This window comes from Bacteroides ilei (assembly GCF_900128495.1).
In the GTDB taxonomy this organism is placed as follows: Bacteria; Bacteroidota; Bacteroidia; order Bacteroidales; family Bacteroidaceae; genus Phocaeicola; species Phocaeicola ilei.
In genome coordinates, this window is record NZ_LT635801.1 from 3,557,743 (window position 1) to 3,576,199 (window position 18,457).

Here is an 18,457-nt window from a genome sequence, read left to right on the forward strand (position 1 = left end):
CATGAAATTTGCAATTATAGCGGCCGGGGAAGGTTCTCGACTTTCCCAGGAAGGAGTTGCATTGCCTAAACCGTTGGTACAGCTTAATGGTGTGGCAATGATAGACCGTCTGGTACATATCTTTGCGCAGAACGGGGCCGAAGAAGTGGTTGTGATAATCAATAATGAGGTAGAACAGACAAAGGCGTATGTGACTAGGATGAAGGAACGTGCAGAAGTCCCTTTAAGAGTTGTGATAAAGACTACTCCCAGTTCCATGCATAGCTTTTATGAACTGAGTCCTTATCTGAAGGATGACAGGTTCTGTCTGACCACGGTGGATACAATATTCCGGGAAAAGGAATTCGCTTCTTTTATCGAAGCCTTCAAGAAGTCGGACAAGGACGGTATGATGGCTGTTACGGATTATATTGACGATGAAAAGCCATTGTATATCTCAACTGATGACTCCATGAGGATTACAGGTTTTCATGATACGGCTGTTTCTGGCTGTAAGTATATATCCGGAGGTATCTATTGTCTGACACCGAAAGCTATCGGGACATTGGAACGGTGCATGTCGAAGGGCATGTCCCGTATGCGTAATTTCCAGCGGGAATTGATCGCAGAAGGATTGTGGCTGGATGCGTATCCGTTCAGTAAAATATTGGATGTTGATCATGCCAGTGATATAATCAAGGCTGAAACTTTTTTAAACTATAAAGAATAAAAACAGAGAAATGTTGGGAAGAGGAGAGAAAATTCGCTTACTCGGAGTCAGCCGAGGTAACGAGTATTCACCTAATCATGTAGGAAATGATGCTGCTATTTTTCAGGGAACGGCACATGAATTGGAAAAAAAAGGGTTTGATGTCGTAATCTGTCCCGAAAAACAGTTTGTAGAAGAGAATCTGGAGGCTGATATTATTTTTGATATGGCACGTGACCGTGCTACAGTCAATCGGCTGAAAGAGTTGGAAGATAAAGGAGCGTTAGTGGTCAATTCAGCATATGGCATTGACAATTGTGTCCGTAAGGAGATGACAGAACTGTTGATTGCCAATGGGGTACCTCATCCGGAAAGCTTCATCATTCCGACAGACGGAGCCTTTACACCGGATGTATTTCCTTGTTGGATTAAACGGGGAAATTCCCATGCCATTGTAAAGGAAGATGTAGTCTATGTGGAATGTAAGGAGGAGGCCGAACATGTTATGGCGGATTTCCGTCGCCGGGGAATTCCTGTAGCAGTGGTAAATGAACATTTGGTCGGTGATCTGGTCAAGTTTTATGGAGTCTTGGGGACTGATTTCTTTTATACTTTCTATCCGAGTGAACAGTCGCACAGTAAGTTTGGGCTGGAGGCCATCAACGGTGAGACAAGAGGTTATCCGTTTGATGTCAAAAAACTTCAAGAGTATGGAAACCGGGCGGCTACAGCTTTGGATGTGCCGATTTACGGAGGAGATTGTGTCGTTTCAAAGACCGGTGAAATCCGTATAATAGATTTTAATGACTGGCCTAGTTTCGCCCGTTGCCGTGAGGAGGCTGCGCCTAAAATTGCCGAATGTATATATAATCGTATCATGTCAAAACTGGAAAGAAAATGAGTGGGGAGAAAAAGGGACTTGAAGCGTCTTTCAAGTCGATGGATACCGAAGAGTTTTTGGATATTCATTTCAACCGTCCTATCGGTTATGTCTGGGCTTTGTTCTTTCAGCGTCTGGGGGTGCATCCGAATGTTGTGACTATCCTGTCTATTATTTTAGGCATAGGTGCAGCGGTTATGTTCTATTATCCGGATATGACGCATACCATCATTGGTATTTTGCTGTTGATGTGGGCGAATCATTATGACAGTTGTGACGGGCAATTGGCACGGATGACCGGTAAGAAAACCCGTTGGGGGCGTATGCTGGATGGCTTTGCTGGAGATATCTGGTTCTTTTCCATTTATTTTGCCATTTGTTTAAGGCTTACAGACCAGCCGTTGCCTTTTCATATCGGAGCGGAACAAGGTTGGACCTGGGGGATATTTATCTGGCTTCTGGCTCTTGTTTCCGGTACAGTCTGCCACAGCAAACAATGTACGTTGGCCGATTATTACCGGAATATCCATCTGTTTTTCCTGAAAGGAAAAGCAGGGAGTGAGCTGGATAATTTCAGACAGCAGCGGGAAATTATGCATAGCTTGCCATGGAAAGGTAATTTTTGGTGGAAAATGTTTCTTTACTTCTATGGTAATTATACCCGTCAGCAGGAGCAGATGACCCCTAACTTCCAGCGTTTCTATACGTTTGTGCAGCAGAAATACGGTGAAGATATCCCTCAGGATTTGCGGGATGAATTCCGTAAGGGTAGTCTTCCATTGATGAAATATACCAATATCCTCACTTTCAATACCCGGGCTATTGCATTGTATATCAGCTTGCTGATAGGGGAGCCTTGGCTGTATTTTGTTTTTGAGATAGTAGTGATGACATTATTGTTTGTTTATATGCACCGCAGACATGAGGCCATGTGTGCTGCTCTTTATGCAAAATACGCTGACAAATGAAAGAAAAGTTTAGAAATATATTTTGGTTCTTCGGTATATTTGCCATAATCGTGATGCTCTGCACCTTCGATATGGACTATCAGGAGTTGTGGCAGAATCTGAAGAAAGCCGGATATTGGTTTCCGGCGGTAATCCTTTTGTGGGTCTTTATTTATCTGCTGAATGCATGGTCATGGTATATTATTATCCGTGACGGGAAACATGCTGAGGTACCATTCTGGAAAGTCTATAAACTGACTATCTCCGGTTTTGCCTTGAATTATGCCACTCCTGTAGGACTGATGGGAGGGGAGCCGTACCGGATTATGGAACTTACTCCCTATGTGGGGGGAAGTAAAGCTACTTCATCGGTTATCCTGTATGTGATGATGCATATTTTTTCCCATTTCTGTTTCTGGCTTTTTTCTGTGTTTCTGTACATAGCCTTTGAACCGGTAAATGTAGGTATGGGAGTCCTGTTGGCTGTAGTCGGTGCTTGTTGTGTACTGGCTATCTATTTTTTTATGAAAGGATATAAACATGGTATGGCTGTGCGTACACTCAAGTTGTTGTGTCATGTTCCTTACATAAGGAAATGGGCGAGAAGGTTTGTTCAGGAAAGAATGGATAGTCTGGAGCGGGTAGACGCTCAGATTGCGGAACTGCACAAGCAGCGCAAACTCACTTTTTATGCGTCTTTTGGACTTGAGTTTCTTGCCCGTATCGCAGGTTGTCTGGAAGTATTCTTCATCTTGAATATTCTGACTTCCGATGTAAGTTTTCTGTCGTGTATATTAATTATGGCATTTACATCATTGTTTGCGAATTTGTTTTTCTTTTCCCCCATGCAGTTGGGGGCACGTGAAGGCGGATTCGCTTTGGCTACGGGAGGGCTGGCTATATCGAGTGCATTCGGTATCTATACCGGACTGATTACGCGTGTACGTGAATTAATTTGGATTGTTATCGGGGTGCTTTTGATGAAAGTGGGTAACGGCACCGGAAAAATCAATAAGAATGAATAAGTTGACAGATTTGAAAGGTATCATTTTTGATTATGGTGGTACCATTGATACGAACAGCCGTCATTGGGCGGAAGTTTTATGGGAGAAATATCAGCTTTCCGGTGTTCCTGTAACGAAGGAGGAATTCCGTGAAGCATATGTATATGGTGAACGTACGTTGGCAAAAGTTCCGTTGGTGAAACCTGAGCATAATTTTTTGGATGTACTCCGTATCAAGACCGGATTGCAGATAAACTATCTGGTGGAAAACTGTAAATTGGACGGCAGTGTTGCTGTAGGTAAGAGTTATGCTTTGAATATAGCTTCCGCTTGTTACCAGTATGTCATTGACGTTATGAAACGTACCCGTCCGGTAGTCAGAGAACTTTCAGGACGCTATAAGCTGGTATTGGTCTCCAATTTTTATGGGAATATACAGACTATATTGAAAGATTTTCAATTGTATGACTGTTTTTCAAGTATAGTGGAGTCATCCGTGGTTGGTGTACGTAAACCCGATCCTGCTATTTACCGTTTGGGCGTTGAGGCAATGGGATACGCTGCCGAAAATGTTCTGGTGGTGGGTGATTCTTTTTCGAAGGATATTGTACCGGCAAAGTCGGTAGGGTGTAAGGCAGCCTGGTTGAAGGGAGAAGGATGGGGAAATGAAGAGATTGATGAATCTCTTCCGGATCTGATCATTACTGATCTTCCCGAGTTGTTGGAGTACATACCCTGAATTATATTAAAGGATTTAATTTGATAGAAGATGAAAAATCAGCAGACAGCACTTGTCGCAAAACAATATATTATTCCGTTCATCCTTTTGACATCCCTTTTTTTTCTATGGGGGTTCGCACATGCAATATTGGATGTATTGAACAAACATTTTCAGGAACTGTTGTCCATTACGAGGGCCCATTCGGCCATGATTCAGGCAACCATGTATCTGGGATATTTCATAATGGCGGTTCCGGCAGGTCTGTTTATTGCCCGATTCGGATATAGGAAAGGTGTTGTATTGGGACTTCTGTTATATGGAATAGGGTCATTGTTGTTTATTCCAGGACAATATTGGATGTCGTTCAACTTTTTTCTGTTTTCCTTATTCGTTATCGGCTGTGGACTGACGTTTCTGGAGACTGCGGCTAATCCTTATGTGACTGAACTTGGTCCGAAGGAAACGGCTGCCAGTCGCTTGAATTTTGCCCAGTCATTCAATGGTTTAGGGTGCATATGTGCTCCTATAATAGCTGGTGTGATTCTGTTTTCGGACAACGGAGAAATAGGTGGTGGAAATGTAGCTCTTCCATATGCCGGTATGGGAGTCGTAGTCCTTTTGGTCGCATTGGTCTTTTCACGTGTGCAGTTGCCCGAAATCAGGCATGAGGTTGAGGTAGATACCACCGGCCGTAAAGTAGGATTGTGGTCACATCGTCTGTTTGTATTTGGTCTGGTGGCTTTGTTTGCCTATGAAGTGAGCGAGATATCCATCAACAGCTTTTTTATCAACTATGTGGTAGACCAACAATGGATGAGTGCCCGTGACGCTTCTCTGGTCCTTTCGTTCGGCGGCTTGAGTCTGTTCATGATCGGACGGTTTCTGGGCAGTTGGATCATGCGTAGGGTCTATGCGGAAAGAATGTTGCTTTATTGTGCTACCGGTACAGTGATAACTACTGTTGTGGTGATGTTCAATTTGGGATGGATTTCCATGGTTGCATTGATATTGGGATATGCTTTTGAGGCGATCATGTTTCCTACAATCTTTGCCTTGGCGTTGAAAGGATTGGGCGAACATACCAAACGGGCTTCATCTTTTCTTATGATGTCACCGGTTGGAGGTGTCGTTGGTCCGTTATTGATGGGATATGTAGCCGATATGACGACGATTGCCTTTGCTTTTGTTGTTCCTTTGGTCGGATACATGGTAGTGTGGGTATATGCCCGAAAAGTATTGTCTGTCCTTCATCGCTCCTGAAGGGGAGGAGCGTTAAAGGGCAATAGCTTGTAGTTTGCTTTCTCTGACAATTTTCAAGGCTTCTTCTTCCGTACCGCAGAATGGACCGGATTTGGCCAGTTTGATGGTAGACATGGCGGCGGCGAAGCAACCTGCTTCAGCATACGATGCATTCTGGTTGCGCATATAGAGATATCCCAGCATGTAGGTGTCTCCACATCCGGTCGCATCAACTATTTCTGTAGGCGGATAGGCTGGAATCTTATAGAATTTCCCTTCGGCCAGAATCAATGATCCTTCGCTGCCCAATGTAAGCAGAACTTCTTTTACTCCCCATTGGGCCAATAGGGTAGAAGCTTCTTCATAGTCTTTTGAACCTGTAAGGACTTCTGCTTCATGCTCGTTGACTTTCAGAATATCAATGTGTTTCAGTGCTTCTTTCTTGTCTTTCCAGTCGACCGGATAGACTTGTTCTCCTCTTACTTCGCGCAGATATCCTTGTGCATCGACCGAAAGGGTTCCTTTTTGGGAGAGGTATTTGATGACATCCAGTGAAAAATCATCCGATAGCAGACTTCCCAGGTGGTAAAAGCGTGCGTTTTCGTCTTTCAGGTCATTTACCGTAAAAGGGTCGGCCTTTGCCAATACCCGCTGTTTGCGGTTATTCTGGTTTTCCCCATAGATGTTTTCAAAATAGACCGTATGCCGACTGGGCAGAACTTTTACTTCAATTCCTTTTTCTCGAAGCTCTTCTACCGCTTTGATTTCGCTGGGAGCTAAGGCTGTTACCAGTTTATAGTTTTTCTTATTGTTCAAATGATTGATCCCATGTGAAAAATAATACGATGTACCTCCCGGCATGTATGTGGTTTGTTTGGGAGTGACAATTTTGTCTAATGTTATGTGTCCGATACAACAGATGTCATTCATTTTAACTGCAATTTTCTTTTTTACCCAAAATGACTGCAAATATAGTGCTTTTACCTTGATTTGTGGTAAGATTTCAGGTTTTTATCTCAGTTTTTATTTATGCTTGTTACCGTTTTGGAATACTTTTTGTTAGAGTGGAGAAGCGTATTTCTCTTTTTCTTGTCTGTTTTATCTGAAAAAATATCCAATTCTTCTGATTCTTGCAGATTTTTTTAGGGGAAAAGTAAATAAATTCAAAACAAAGTCTTACATTTGACAACATTAAAATTATATAACTTTGTGATTTAGGATAAAGAGAAAAACACATTTGAAAAATGGAAAAAATGAATGTAAAGCCAGCTACAGGTAAACTTGGTGTGCTGTGTGTAGGTTTAGGTGCAGTAGCGACCACTTTTATGACAGGCGTGTTGATGGTTCGTAAGGGACTGGCAAAACCTGTCGGTTCAATGACTCAATATGATAAGATCCGTGTCGGAAGAGGAGCCAATAAAAAATATCTTCACTATAATGAAATCGTTCCAATTGCAGATTTGAAGGATATCGTTTTCGGTGCATGGGATGTATATCCGGCCAACGCTTACGAGTCTGCCATCAATTGTGAAGTGTTGAAGGAAAAAGACATCAATCCGGTTAAGGATGAACTGGAAAAGATTGTTCCTATGAAGGCAGCTTTTGACCATAATTATGCCAAACGTCTGGACGGTAACAATGTGAAGGATTGTGCTACCCGTTGGGACATGGTTCAGGAGCTGCGTAAGGACATACATGATTTCAAGGAAAAGAATGGATGTAGCCGTATTGTCGTGCTTTGGGCTGCATCTACAGAAATCTATGTTCCTGTGTGTGAGGATGTCCATGGAACTTTGGCTGCTTTGGAAGAAGCCATGAAGAAGGACGACCGCGAGCATATAGCCCCATCCATGTGTTATGCATATGCGGCGTTGATGGAAGGTGCTCCGTTTATCATGGGGGCTCCTAATACAACAGTCGACATCCCGGCTATGTGGGAGCTTGCCGAGAAGACCAAGATGCCTATTGCGGGTAAAGATTTCAAGACGGGACAGACATTGGTCAAATCAGGTTTCGCTCCGATTATCGGTACCCGTTGCCTCGGATTGTCGGGATGGTTCTCAACCAATATTCTTGGAAACCGTGACGGATTGGTTTTGGATGAACCGGCCAATTTCCATACGAAAGAAGTAAGTAAGCTTTCTACATTGGAATCCATTCTGGTTCCGGAAAACCAGCCTGATCTGTATACCAATTATTACCATAAAGTACGTATCAACTATTATCCTCCACGTAATGACAATAAGGAAGGATGGGATAATATCGATATTTTCGGATGGATGGGATATCCGATGCAGATTAAGATTAATTTCCTGTGCCGTGATTCGATTCTGGCAGCTCCGTTGTGTCTGGACCTGGTTCTGTTGAGCGATCTGGCAGCCCGTGCGGGTCGTTATGGTATCCAGCGTTTCCTGAGCTTCTTCTTGAAGAGTCCGATGCATAACTATGAAGAAGGTGAGATTCCTGTAAATCATCTGTTCCAGCAGTATGTTATGTTGAAGAATGCCCTGCGTGAAATGGGCGGATACGAAGCTGATGAGGAAATAGACTAATGCATGTAAATATTTTTGTTTTCTGTTTTTACTATATATTTGCAGAGGCCGGTCCGTGAGGATTGGCCTCTGATGTTTGGAGGAATGTGGGTATTAACGTTTTTAAAATAGATTATTAAAATGGTTAATACTACATAAAAGTCGGTCTATTTATCATTTTTTCCATGTGCCTATTTGCCAAATAGAATTAAGAGCAGTAATTTCGCCTGAATTCTGTAGAAATTTAAGTGTAGCTAGATTGTTATTATGATAAAACAATTACTGTCGGTAATTATATTGTGGCTTTGTGCATTGAATGTCTTCGGGCAGATACATGGAGTTGTAACAGATTCCGATACAGGAGATCCGATTCCTTATCTTAATATATATTATGAGGGGAAAGGGGTTGGTACAATAACCGATATTGATGGTAAATACTCTATTGATTATCATGAAGGTTGGAATAAATTGACCTTTTCAATGGTAGGTTATGCCACACAGGTTATTTCTGTATCTGCCAGAACTGGAGAGTTGAATTTGAAGATGAAGTCGGATCTCGTATTGGATGAGGTTATTGTGAAGCCTAAAAAAGAAAAGTATTCCAGAAAAAATAATCCTGCCGTAGAATTGATGAAAAAGGTTATTAATGCCAAGAAGGCAAGTAACCTGGAAGAAAAGGATTATTACAGTTATAACAAGTATCAGAAAATCACTTTCTCTTTGAATAACATTACACAGGATTCTTTGAAGGAGTCGAATCTGTTCAAGAAATATCCTTTCTTCAGAGATCAGGTGGAAGTCTGTGATGTGACAGGCAAGAATATATTGCCGATTTCTGTTGATGAAACAGTTTCCCAGAAAGTTTACCGCAAGGAACCGCATAGTGAGAAGACTATTATCAAGGGTTTGAATTCGTCTGGTGTAAATGAACTTTTTAATACGGGAGATATGCTGACTACAGTCTTGAAAGATGTTTTTCAGGATATCAATATCTATCAGGATCGTTTCCGCTTTTTGCAGTATCCGTTTGACAGTCCGGTCTCGAATGCCGGTATCGGATTTTACCGCTACTATATCATGGATACGTTGGATATCGATAAGGAACGTTGTTTCCATCTGACTTTTGTGCCGAATAATTCACAGGATTTTGGGTTCACGGGACATCTCTATATCTTGGCCGATTCGACGTTCCGCGTCAAGCAGTGCATCATGAACCTTCCTAAGAAGACTGATATCAATTTTGTAGACCATATGGTGATAACTCAAAAGTTTGAGGAACTGTCTACCGGTGAATGGGTGTTGGCGGAAGACGACATGTTGTGTGAACTTTCTTACCTGAAAAAACTTCTTGGCTCATTCCAGGTAAGGCGGACAACCCGTTATTCCGATTTCGGTTTTGAAGAAATTCCGGATCGTATCTTTAAACGGAAAGGAGAGGAAATAAAGGATGTGAATGCCATGATGCAGGGGGATGATTTCTGGAATGAGTATCGTCCTACGCAATTGACCCGGTCGGAAAGTAAGATGGACCAGTTCGTAGATAATCTGGGCAAGATAAAAGGCTTCAAGTATATCATATTTGTGGCAAAGGCGTTTATCGAGAATTTTGTGGAGACAGGCTCAAAGGATCATCCAAGTAAGGTGGATATAGGACCGATCAACACTATCATTTCCGAGAATTATATTGACGGATTACGTTTGCGTGCTTCGGCACAGACTACGGCCAATTTGAATCCTCATTTGTTTTTAAGGGGATATTATGCATATGGTTTCAAGGATGAAAAGTCGAAATATAAGGGGGAAATTGAATATTCTTTCAATAAGAAGGAATATCTTCCGCGTGAGTATCCTATCAATTCATTGACTTTCTCTTATTCGTATGACAACATGTTACCGACGGATAAGTTTATGGCTACCGATAAGGATAACGTGTTTACTTCGTTTAAGGTCTGCACGGTAGACCAGTATAACTATGAACGTACGGCCAGTATCAAGTATGAACGGGAACAGTTGTCTGGATTGAGGACAACGGTCATTCTCAAACATTCCAATTATGAGCCATGCGGCAAGCTGTTTTACCGTACGATGGCTGGAGAAAGTTTGCTGAACGAGGCAATACAGAATGGAGAACTGACTGGTAATGATTGGGTGAAGTCACCTTATAATGTACATGACTTTACGGTAGCCGAAGCTACTTTTGCATTGCGTTATGCGCCAGGAGAAACTTTTGTGAATACAAAACAACGCCGTTTGCCGGTTAATCTGGATGCTCCGGTCTTCACTTTGTCGCATACGGTTGGCCTCAAAGGGGTTTTAGGTTCGGATTATACCTATAATATGACCGAAGCCGGTCTCTATAAACGGTGGTGGCTGAGCTCGTGGGGAAATATCGATACGCACCTCAAGGGAGGAATCCAATGGAATAAGGTTCCGTTCCCGCTGTTGATTATGCCGGCTGCTAACTTGTCGTATATCATTCAGGATGAAACGTTTAACCTGATCAATAATATGGAGTTCCTGAATGACCGTTACGCATCGTTGGATGTGTCATGGAATATGCAGGGCAAGCTGTTTAACAGGATTCCTTTATTGAACAAACTGAAATGGCGTGAGTTTATCGGAGTGAAATGTCTGTGGGGTAAGCTTACCGACAAGAATAATCCATTTCTGGCTGAAAATGCAAGTGATCCCGACCTGATGCTGTTCCCCGGCCATTATGATGAGAATGGAGTGTACAGAACGTCCAGTTATGTTATGGACCCTAAAAAGCCTTATGTTGAAATCAGTGTCGGAATTCATAATATATTCAAGCTGCTGCATGTAGAGTATGTACGCCGTCTGAATTACAACAATCTGCCTACGGCCAATAAATGGGGCATCCGGTTCATGATTCGTACGGTATTCTAATTTTTTTGCCAGAATTGCTGAGAGTCTTAAACTTTTTGTAATTTTGTCATTATAGAATAAAAGACATATGGTTAAATCAGAGATACAAAATATTAAGTTGCGGTTTGGCATTATCGGTAATACCGAAGGTTTGAACCGTGCAATCGATATAGCTATGCAGGTTGCACCGACCGATCTGTCCGTTCTGGTGACAGGTGAGAGTGGGGTAGGTAAGGAAAGCTTTCCTCAGATTATACACCAGTTCAGCCGTCGTAAACATGGTCCGTATATTGCCGTGAACTGTGGAGCGATTCCGGAGGGCACCATTGATTCGGAATTGTTCGGCCATGAGAAAGGGGCATTTACAGGAGCTATCAGTGACCGTAACGGATATTTTGCAGAAGCGAACGGAGGTACCATTTTTCTGGATGAGGTAGGAGAATTGCCTTTGTCTACACAGGCGCGTCTGTTGCGTGTACTGGAGTCTGGTGAATATATAAAGGTAGGTTCTTCCAAGGTGCAGAAAACCGATGTCCGTATTGTGGCGGCTACAAATGTGAATTTCAACGATGCTATTGCCGAAGGTCGTTTCCGCGAAGATTTGTATTACCGGTTGAATACGGTTCCTATCAAGGTTCCCCCATTGCGTGAGCGTCCGGACGATATTGTGCTGCTGTTCCGTAAGTTTGCATCCGATTTTGCCGAAAAGTACAGGATGCCTGCTATCCAGCTTACAGAAGATGCCAAGCGTGCGCTTACTGCTTATTCATGGCCGGGAAATATCCGTCAGTTGAAGAATATTACAGAGCAGATTTCTATTATTGAGACCAATCGGGACATTACGGCCGAAATATTGCAGAACTACCTGCCCGCCCAGCAAGTGTCCGGAGGACTTCCGGCGTTATTGGGTGTAAAAGGGACGTCAGGTGGGAAAGGATTTGAAAGTGAACGTGAAATATTGTATCAGGTTTTGTTTGATATGCGCAGGGATGTAACCGAACTGAAAAAGCTTGTACATGACATCATGGCCGAGCGTGCCGGTGGGCAGAGAGGGCATGTAGATGATGCTCCTGTACAATATATCCAGGATCCTCTCAGCCTGGTTCAGGAACCGCCTGTAGTTTCTGTTCCTTCCGTTAATCCGGCAATAGCTCCTGTCAAAAAGATTTCGAAGGTGACGACTCCGGTTCCTGAAGAAATGCCTGAGGTTCAGGATACGGAAGAATACATAGAAGAGAATCTCTCTTTGGATGAAGTGGAGAAGGAGATGATCCGTAAGGCGCTGGAACGCCATCACGGTAAGCGTAAGAATGCAGCTAATGATTTGAAAATATCAGAGCGTACGCTCTATCGCAAAATAAAGGAATATGGGCTTGATTAAGAAATATTGGAAAATAGCATCTTTGTTGTCGGTAACGATGGTTATGCTGGTGGCTTGTACAATATCCTATAAGTTCAACGGGGCATCCATCAATTATGATAAAGTGAAAACCATTTCATTCGAGAATTTCCCGAACCGTTCATCTGCTTTCGTGTGGGGTCCGATGGAATCGATGTTCAATACGGCCTTGCAGGATATCTTTATGCGCCAGACCCGTCTGAAACAGGTACGGCAGAATGGTGATTTGGAGTTATCTGGACAGATTGTGAATTATGATGCCTATAACAAAGGTGTGGGTTCGGACGGTTATTCAACGATGGTTGAATTACGTATGACTGTCAGTGTGAACTTTGTGAATAATTCGAACCATTCGGAAGATTTTACTGATAAACAGTTCTCGGCGAGCAGGGAATATCAGTCGTCTTTGCAGCTTTCATCGGTACAGGAAGAGTTGGTTGATCAGATGATCGATGAAATAGTGGACCAGATCTTTAATGCAACAGTAGCCAACTGGTAATTTGAAGGTGCCATGATACAGCAGCGTTTATTGGAATGGATCCGGCATCCGGAATTATTGGATAAGGAAAGTCTGCATGCATTGAGGGAACTATTAGCTCGTTATCCTTATTTTCAGACTGCCCGTCTGCTTTATCTGAAGAATTTGTTTTTGATACAGGACACTGATTTCAAGAAGGAATTAAGGAAAAGTGCTCTTTATGTCGCAGATTTGAGTATGCTTTTCTATTATATTGAAGGGGAACGTTTTGCCATAAAGAAGCACCCTTCGGCCGAAAGGAAGGAAAGGGTGTCCGATACTGACCGTACTCTGGACTTGATAGACCGTTTTCTTTCGGATATGCCAGACTGTCCGGATGAGGATAAATTACCGGTCCAGGCAGATGTGAATGTGGACTATACCTCAATACTTATGGAGGAAGATACTTCTGTGCCTGGTGATGTACCGCCTTTGAAGGGTCAGGAGCTGATAGATAACTTTATTGAACGTGATAAAGGGGTCGGTAAGAGTATGGATGCCGTCACGCTGCCTGATTCTCGACAGGATTATGTGGAAGATACCCGGTCGGAGGAGGAAACGGACGAGACCGAAGAAGAAGATTCCGATGAGCGGTATTTTACGGAAACCTTGGCTAAAATTTATGTGAAACAGAAGAGATATGACAAGGCTCTTGAAATAATTAAAAAATTAAATTTGAAATATCCAAAAAAAAATACTTATTTTGCAGACCAAATTAGATTTTTGGAAAAACTGATTATTAACGCTAAATCAAAATAAGAGAAAATGATTTATTATTTATTTGTAGGATTAATGGTACTTGCAGCTGTATTGATGTGCTTTGTAGTATTGATACAGAACTCTAAGGGAGGAGGTCTTTCTTCCAGTTTTGCAGCTTCAAACCAGATTATGGGAGTTCGGAAGACAACCGATTTTATTGAAAAACTGACTTGGGGTCTGGCTATTTTTATGGTTGTAGTAAGTATAGCTACGGCGTACGTGATTCCAAAGGCTGCAGAAGATTCGTCTGTTATTTTAGATCAGGCCGTAAAGGAACAGAAAACGAACCCGTTGAACGCTCCTGCCGGTTTTGCTGCTCCACAAGCTGGTGAAACGACAACTCCGTCAACAACCGATTCAACTTCTGCCAAATAATCCGGTAATTTTAATCGTTCAAGATATTATAGAAATGGCTTTCCACTTATGGAAAGCCATTTTTTTGTAATTGGGAATTGGGGAGGTTACGCATAATGATATAAAAAAGGCCATCCCGTCAATACGGGACAGCCCTTTTATAAGATTTTTTGCTTACGCCAGTAATTATTTCTTGAAATATCTGTTGTACAGACCTTCGAAACCTTTACCATGACGTGCTTCGTCTTTAGCCATTTCGTGAACTGTATCATGGATAGCATCCAGATTCAGCTGTTTAGCACGAGTTGCGATACGTTTCTTGTCTTCGCATGCACCACATTCGGCATTCATACGTTTTTCAAGGTTAGTCTTGGTATCCCATACACAGTCGCCCAGCAATTCAGCGAATTTTGAAGCGTGTTCAGCTTCTTCCCATGCATAGCGTTTGAAAGCCTCTGCTACTTCTGGATAGCCTTCGCGGTCTGCCTGACGGCTCATAGCCAGATACATACCGACTTCTGTACATTCACCCATGAAGTGATTGTTCAGGTCCTTGATCATTTCTTCGTCACAACCTTTTGCTACGCCGATTACATGTTCGTCAACGAACTGGAGACCGTCAACAGTTTCTTCCAATTCTTTGAATTTAGAAGCTGGAGCTTTACATAACGGACACTTTTCAGGAGCTGTTTCACCTTCATAAATGTAACCACAAACAGTACAGATAAATTTTTTCATGATTGTTAAAGTTTAAGTTATTAGTATATATTAATAAATTATATAAGCACAAGGCTTAAGTTCTAGTTGTTGTTCTTTGTCTGACATTCGGGGCAGATACCTTTATAATAATGGTGGATTTCATCAATAGTGAATCCGTTGTCTGCCAGTGTGCCGGCTTTCTTTTCTTCCTCTTGGATGGGAATATCATAGATCTTTCCACAAGCCTTACACTGGAAATGTGCATGTGTGCTTAAATCACCGTCGAAACATGCGTTCCGTTCGTCTATCGTAAGCATGCGGGCAGCCCCATGTTCAATAAACAGTTTCAGTGTATTGTAGACTGTAGTTTTCGAGAGGGTAGGGATATCTTTGCATAAGGCAAGGTAAATCTCATCTATGCACGGATGAGTCTTGTGCTTCAGCAAGTAATCCATAATGGCAATGCGTTGAACGGATGGCTTGATATTAAAACTTAGCAAGTATTCGTAAACGTTCATTTTAGTCTTATATATATTTGTAATTGTTACAATTTTAATTCAAAGGCAAAGATATAAACTTTTCTTTAAATCCAAAACATAAATCACTTTTTTTAGGTCGGAATTTAATATTGTTTATCTTTGCATCTGTTATATAAACAGTGAATATGAAATATGGTTTTGTGAAAGTGGCCGCCGCCGTACCTGCATTGAAGGTGGCCGACTGTCAGTTCAATGTCTGTGAGACTGAGAAATTGATTGTTGAAGCTGAAAATAAGGGAGTGCAGATAGTGGTGTTCCCTGAGTTGAATATAACGGGTTATTCCTGTGGTGATCTTTTTGCCCAAAATTTGTTGCTTGAACAGGCAGAGATGTCTTTGATGCAACTGTTGCAGAATACCCGCCAGCTGGATATCATTTCCATTATAGGTATACCGCTACGGGTAAGTTCCATGCTGTTTAATTGTGCTGTAGTGTTCCAGAGGGGCAAGATTCTGGCTGCTGTACCTAAAACTTATCTGCCTAATTATAAGGAATTCTATGAGAAGCGCTGGTTTGCTCCGGCCACGTCTTTATCGGAGGGTGTAACGGCACGTTTCTGTGGCCAGCAGGTGCCGGTAGGGACGGATGTGCTGTTTGAATCGGCCGATTTGTGTTTCGGTATAGAATTGTGTGAGGATGTATGGGCTCCGGTTCCTCCCAGCTCTGCCTTGGCGTTGAAGGGTGCCGAAGTTATATTTAATCTGTCGGCCGATACGGAGAATATCGGCAAGCACCAATACCTCCGTTCGTTGTTGGCCCAGCAGTCGGCACGTTGTCTGGCCGGATATGTCTTTTCTTCCTGCGGCTTCGGTGAATCGACTACCGATGTGGTGTTTGCCGGAAACGGGTTGATTTATGAAAACGGTATTCTGCTGGCTGCATCCGAACGCTTCTCGTTCAGTGAACAGCTGGTGGTGAGTGAAATAGATGTAGAGCGTCTGCGTACGGAACGTATCGTGAATACGACGTTTTCTGAGAGTATACGCAATTTCAAGGGTGGTGAAACGGTGAGGATTCCGGTAGATCTTTGTTCGGAGAAGGATACTGTATTGACGCGTCCGGTGGAGCCACATCCGTTTGTTCCGTGCGGAGGGCAATTGCTCGACGACCGTTGTGAGGAGATTTTCTCTATTCAGGTGGCCGGTCTTGCCAAGCGTTTGGTGCATACCCATGCCAGTAAAGTGGTGGTAGGTATTTCCGGCGGGTTGGATTCTACGCTGGCATTGCTTGTCTGTGTGAAGACTTTCGACAAGTTGGGGCTTTCACGTGAGGGTATAGTAGGTATAACTATGCCTGGTTTCGGTACCACCGACCGTACTTATCATAATGCTTTAAGCTTGATGAAGTCCCTGCAGGTTACTACGCTTGAAATTCCGATACGTGAGGCTTGTATCCAACACTTCAAGGATATCGGTCAGGATATGGCTGTGCATGATGTAACATATGAGAACGGACAGGCACGTGAACGTACCCAGATTCTGATGGATTATGCAAACAAGACAGGAGGTCTGGTGATAGGTACGGGCGACTTGTCTGAACTGGCTCTGGGATGGGCCACCTATAACGGCGACCACATGTCGATGTATGCGGTGAACACCAGTATTCCGAAGACATTGGTCCGTTACCTGGTCAATTGGGTGGCGATGACAGGAGTGGACGAGGAGTCGCGTGCCACTTTGCTTGATATCATTGATACCCCCATTAGTCCGGAACTGATTCCTGCCGACGAGAACGGGAATATCAAGCAGAAGACGGAAGATCTGGTAGGTCCGTATGAGCTTCATGATTTTTTTCTGTATCATTTTATGCGTTACGGTTCGCGTCCTGCCAAGATTTATTATCTGGCTCAGATTGCCTTTAAGGGTATGTATGATGATGCTACCATCAAGAAATGGCTGGTCAATTTCTGCCGCCGTTTCTTTAACCAGCAGTTCAAACGTTCCTGTTTGCCCGACGGACCGAAAGTGGGGTCTGTTTCCTTAAGTCCCCGTGGTGACTGGCGTATGCCTAGCGATGCCAGTTCTGCATTATGGCTGCAGGAGTGTGAACAGCTGTAATTTCTAGGATAGAAAGATGATATGGCTATAAATTTATTAGCCTGTCCGGACTTGTCGTTTCGACGGGGTCGGACAGGCTTTTTTGTTATTCTTTATTTGTGAAGTTGCAGGAAGTTTTCAATCCGTGCCATTCCTTCCTCTATATTTTCAAGCGAGTTAGCGTAGGAGAAGCGCAGACACCCTTCTCCCTGACTTCCGAAATCGACTCCCGGAGTTACACCTACATGAGCCTTTTCAAGAAGTTCGAACGCAAACTTGTAGGAATCGTCCGTATAGGCAGATGCATCAGTAAAGATATAGAAGGCTCCCTGCGGTTCGGATATAGGGGGCAAGCCTATTTCTGTCAGGCGACGGAGCATGTAGCGGCGGCGTTCATCATAGACTGTTCTCATCTGTTCCACTGCCGGATTACCTTCTTTCAATGCGGCGGTTCCAGCTTTCTGGGCTACACTCGGAGCGCATATGGAAAAATTCTGTGACATGATCTGTAATGTCCGGACATATTCTTTCGGGGCTATTACATATCCCAGGCGTGCGCCGGTCATGGCATAACGTTTGGAGAATCCGTTCAGGACGAATGCCTTGTCGGTATATTCCAGAATGGAATGTGCACGGCCTTCATAAACCAGTCCGTGATAGATCTCATCCGATATGACCGGGACTGGAAGTCCTGCTATTTCCTTAAGGGTTTCTTCCGGTAGGACGGCGCCTGTAGGATTCATCGGTGAATTGATGATAAGGGCGCGTGTTCGGGATGTGATTGCAGATTTAATTTTTTCGACATCGAAACGGAACTGGTTTTCCTTGTTCAGATTCACTTGAATAGGGACGGCTCCGGCAGCTTCGATGAAATTATGGTAGCAGGCATATCCCGGGTTGGTAATGATTGCTTCCGAGCTTGGTTCGCACAGCATGAGCATCAACATGAGCAGTGCGGGTGAGGTACCGCTGGTTACTATGATCTGTTCGGGCGATATCGTTACTCCATATTCATTCTGATAGAAACGGGATATTGCTTCCCTGAGTTCAAAGGCTCCCTGAGAATGGGTATAATGGGTATAGCCTTCACTGTATGCCTGTTGGGCTGCCAGGCGGGCACATGCCGGAATGTCAAAATCAGGTTCTCCAACTTCCAGATGAATAATGTCTATACCCTCTCTTTGAAGGGCATTTGCCCTTTCCAGTACGTCCATTACGAGGAAGGGTGTAAGCTTTTCGATATTTTTGTTCATGTCTT

At 43.2% G+C, this 18,457-nt stretch carries 17 protein-coding genes; 13 read left to right on the plus strand and 4 right to left on the minus strand.

Translation table 11 applies throughout. From position 1 onward, the window contains the following. Window position 1 precedes the first annotated feature (1 nt). From BQ7489_RS15240 to BQ7489_RS15265, 6 genes are read left to right on the plus strand one after another with little or no spacing between them, the layout of a single operon-like run. Window positions 2-709: a nucleotidyltransferase family protein gene (locus BQ7489_RS15240; protein WP_072531767.1), complete on the plus strand. Its 708-nt coding sequence runs from the start codon at window positions 2-4 to the stop codon at window positions 707-709. Window positions 710-719: 10 nt separating this feature from the next. After that, a complete protein-coding gene (locus BQ7489_RS15245; RefSeq protein ID WP_072531768.1) occupies window positions 720-1,589 on the plus strand; it encodes an ATP-grasp domain-containing protein in 870 nt (289 codons plus the stop codon). Further along, window positions 1,586-2,536, plus strand: a complete 951-nt coding sequence (locus tag BQ7489_RS15250) for a CDP-alcohol phosphatidyltransferase family protein (protein ID WP_072531769.1) — start codon at window positions 1,586-1,588, stop codon at window positions 2,534-2,536. The genes BQ7489_RS15245 and BQ7489_RS15250 overlap by 4 nt, the downstream gene beginning before the upstream one ends. Beyond that, entirely contained in the window at window positions 2,533-3,540 is a 1,008-nt protein-coding gene (locus BQ7489_RS15255) for a lysylphosphatidylglycerol synthase transmembrane domain-containing protein (protein WP_072531770.1), read from the plus strand. The genes BQ7489_RS15250 and BQ7489_RS15255 overlap by 4 nt, the downstream gene beginning before the upstream one ends. Continuing rightward, a complete protein-coding gene (locus BQ7489_RS15260; protein ID WP_072531771.1) occupies window positions 3,533-4,258 on the plus strand; it encodes an HAD family hydrolase in 726 nt (241 codons plus the stop codon). Before BQ7489_RS15255 ends, BQ7489_RS15260 begins: the two co-directional genes overlap by 8 nt. Before the next feature lie 30 nt (window positions 4,259-4,288). Continuing rightward, window positions 4,289-5,500: an MFS transporter gene (locus tag BQ7489_RS15265; RefSeq protein ID WP_072531772.1), complete on the plus strand. Its 1,212-nt coding sequence runs from the start codon at window positions 4,289-4,291 to the stop codon at window positions 5,498-5,500. Between the two features lie 12 nt (window positions 5,501-5,512). Here BQ7489_RS15265 and BQ7489_RS15270 read toward each other — a convergent pair whose 3' ends face one another. Then, window positions 5,513-6,409 carry a PfkB family carbohydrate kinase gene (locus tag BQ7489_RS15270; RefSeq protein ID WP_072531773.1) on the minus strand — a complete coding sequence of 299 codons (897 nt, stop codon included), beginning with the start codon at window positions 6,407-6,409 and terminating at the stop codon, window positions 5,513-5,515. 314 nt (window positions 6,410-6,723) lie between these two features. On the opposite strand from BQ7489_RS15270, the gene BQ7489_RS15275 reads away from it, so the two are divergent. The 6 genes from BQ7489_RS15275 to secG all read left to right on the plus strand — a co-directional run bounded on the left by BQ7489_RS15275 (window position 6,724) and on the right by secG (window position 13,946). Continuing rightward, window positions 6,724-8,031 carry an inositol-3-phosphate synthase gene (locus tag BQ7489_RS15275; RefSeq protein ID WP_072531774.1) on the plus strand — a complete coding sequence of 436 codons (1,308 nt, stop codon included), beginning with the start codon at window positions 6,724-6,726 and terminating at the stop codon, window positions 8,029-8,031. A 246-nt stretch (window positions 8,032-8,277) separates the two neighbouring features. Continuing rightward, a complete protein-coding gene (locus BQ7489_RS15280) occupies window positions 8,278-10,917 on the plus strand; it encodes a DUF5686 and carboxypeptidase-like regulatory domain-containing protein (protein WP_072531775.1) in 2,640 nt (879 codons plus the stop codon). A gap of 67 nt (window positions 10,918-10,984) precedes the next feature. Then, a complete protein-coding gene (locus BQ7489_RS15285) occupies window positions 10,985-12,277 on the plus strand; it encodes a sigma-54 interaction domain-containing protein (RefSeq protein WP_072531776.1) in 1,293 nt (430 codons plus the stop codon). A 37-nt stretch (window positions 12,278-12,314) separates the two neighbouring features. Next, window positions 12,315-12,794, plus strand: a complete 480-nt coding sequence (locus BQ7489_RS15290; protein ID WP_374044786.1) for an LptE family protein — start codon at window positions 12,315-12,317, stop codon at window positions 12,792-12,794. A gap of 12 nt (window positions 12,795-12,806) precedes the next feature. Then, window positions 12,807-13,571: a hypothetical protein gene (locus tag BQ7489_RS15295; protein WP_072531778.1), complete on the plus strand. Its 765-nt coding sequence runs from the start codon at window positions 12,807-12,809 to the stop codon at window positions 13,569-13,571. Window positions 13,572-13,580: 9 nt separating this feature from the next. Continuing rightward, on the plus strand, window positions 13,581-13,946 hold the full coding sequence (secG, locus tag BQ7489_RS15300; RefSeq protein ID WP_072532232.1) for a preprotein translocase subunit SecG: 366 nt from the start codon (window positions 13,581-13,583) through the stop codon (window positions 13,944-13,946). 165 nt (window positions 13,947-14,111) lie between these two features. Here secG and BQ7489_RS15305 read toward each other — a convergent pair whose 3' ends face one another. Continuing rightward, window positions 14,112-14,663, minus strand: coding sequence for an NADH peroxidase (locus tag BQ7489_RS15305; protein WP_072531779.1), 552 nt, complete (start codon window positions 14,661-14,663; stop codon window positions 14,112-14,114). 62 nt (window positions 14,664-14,725) lie between these two features. Beyond that, entirely contained in the window at window positions 14,726-15,142 is a 417-nt protein-coding gene (locus tag BQ7489_RS15310; RefSeq protein WP_072531780.1) for a Fur family transcriptional regulator, read from the minus strand. Window positions 15,143-15,288: 146 nt separating this feature from the next. On the opposite strand from BQ7489_RS15310, the gene BQ7489_RS15315 reads away from it, so the two are divergent. Continuing rightward, window positions 15,289-17,220 carry an NAD(+) synthase gene (locus BQ7489_RS15315; RefSeq protein WP_072531781.1) on the plus strand — a complete coding sequence of 644 codons (1,932 nt, stop codon included), beginning with the start codon at window positions 15,289-15,291 and terminating at the stop codon, window positions 17,218-17,220. A 92-nt stretch (window positions 17,221-17,312) separates the two neighbouring features. Here the strand turns inward: BQ7489_RS15315 and BQ7489_RS15320 are convergent, their stop codons facing one another. After that, the gene (locus BQ7489_RS15320) at window positions 17,313-18,452 is read right to left on the minus strand and encodes a pyridoxal phosphate-dependent aminotransferase (protein WP_072532233.1); all 1,140 of its coding nucleotides are present in this window, start codon (window positions 18,450-18,452) and stop codon (window positions 17,313-17,315) included. Between the last annotated feature and the right edge of the window lie 5 nt (window positions 18,453-18,457).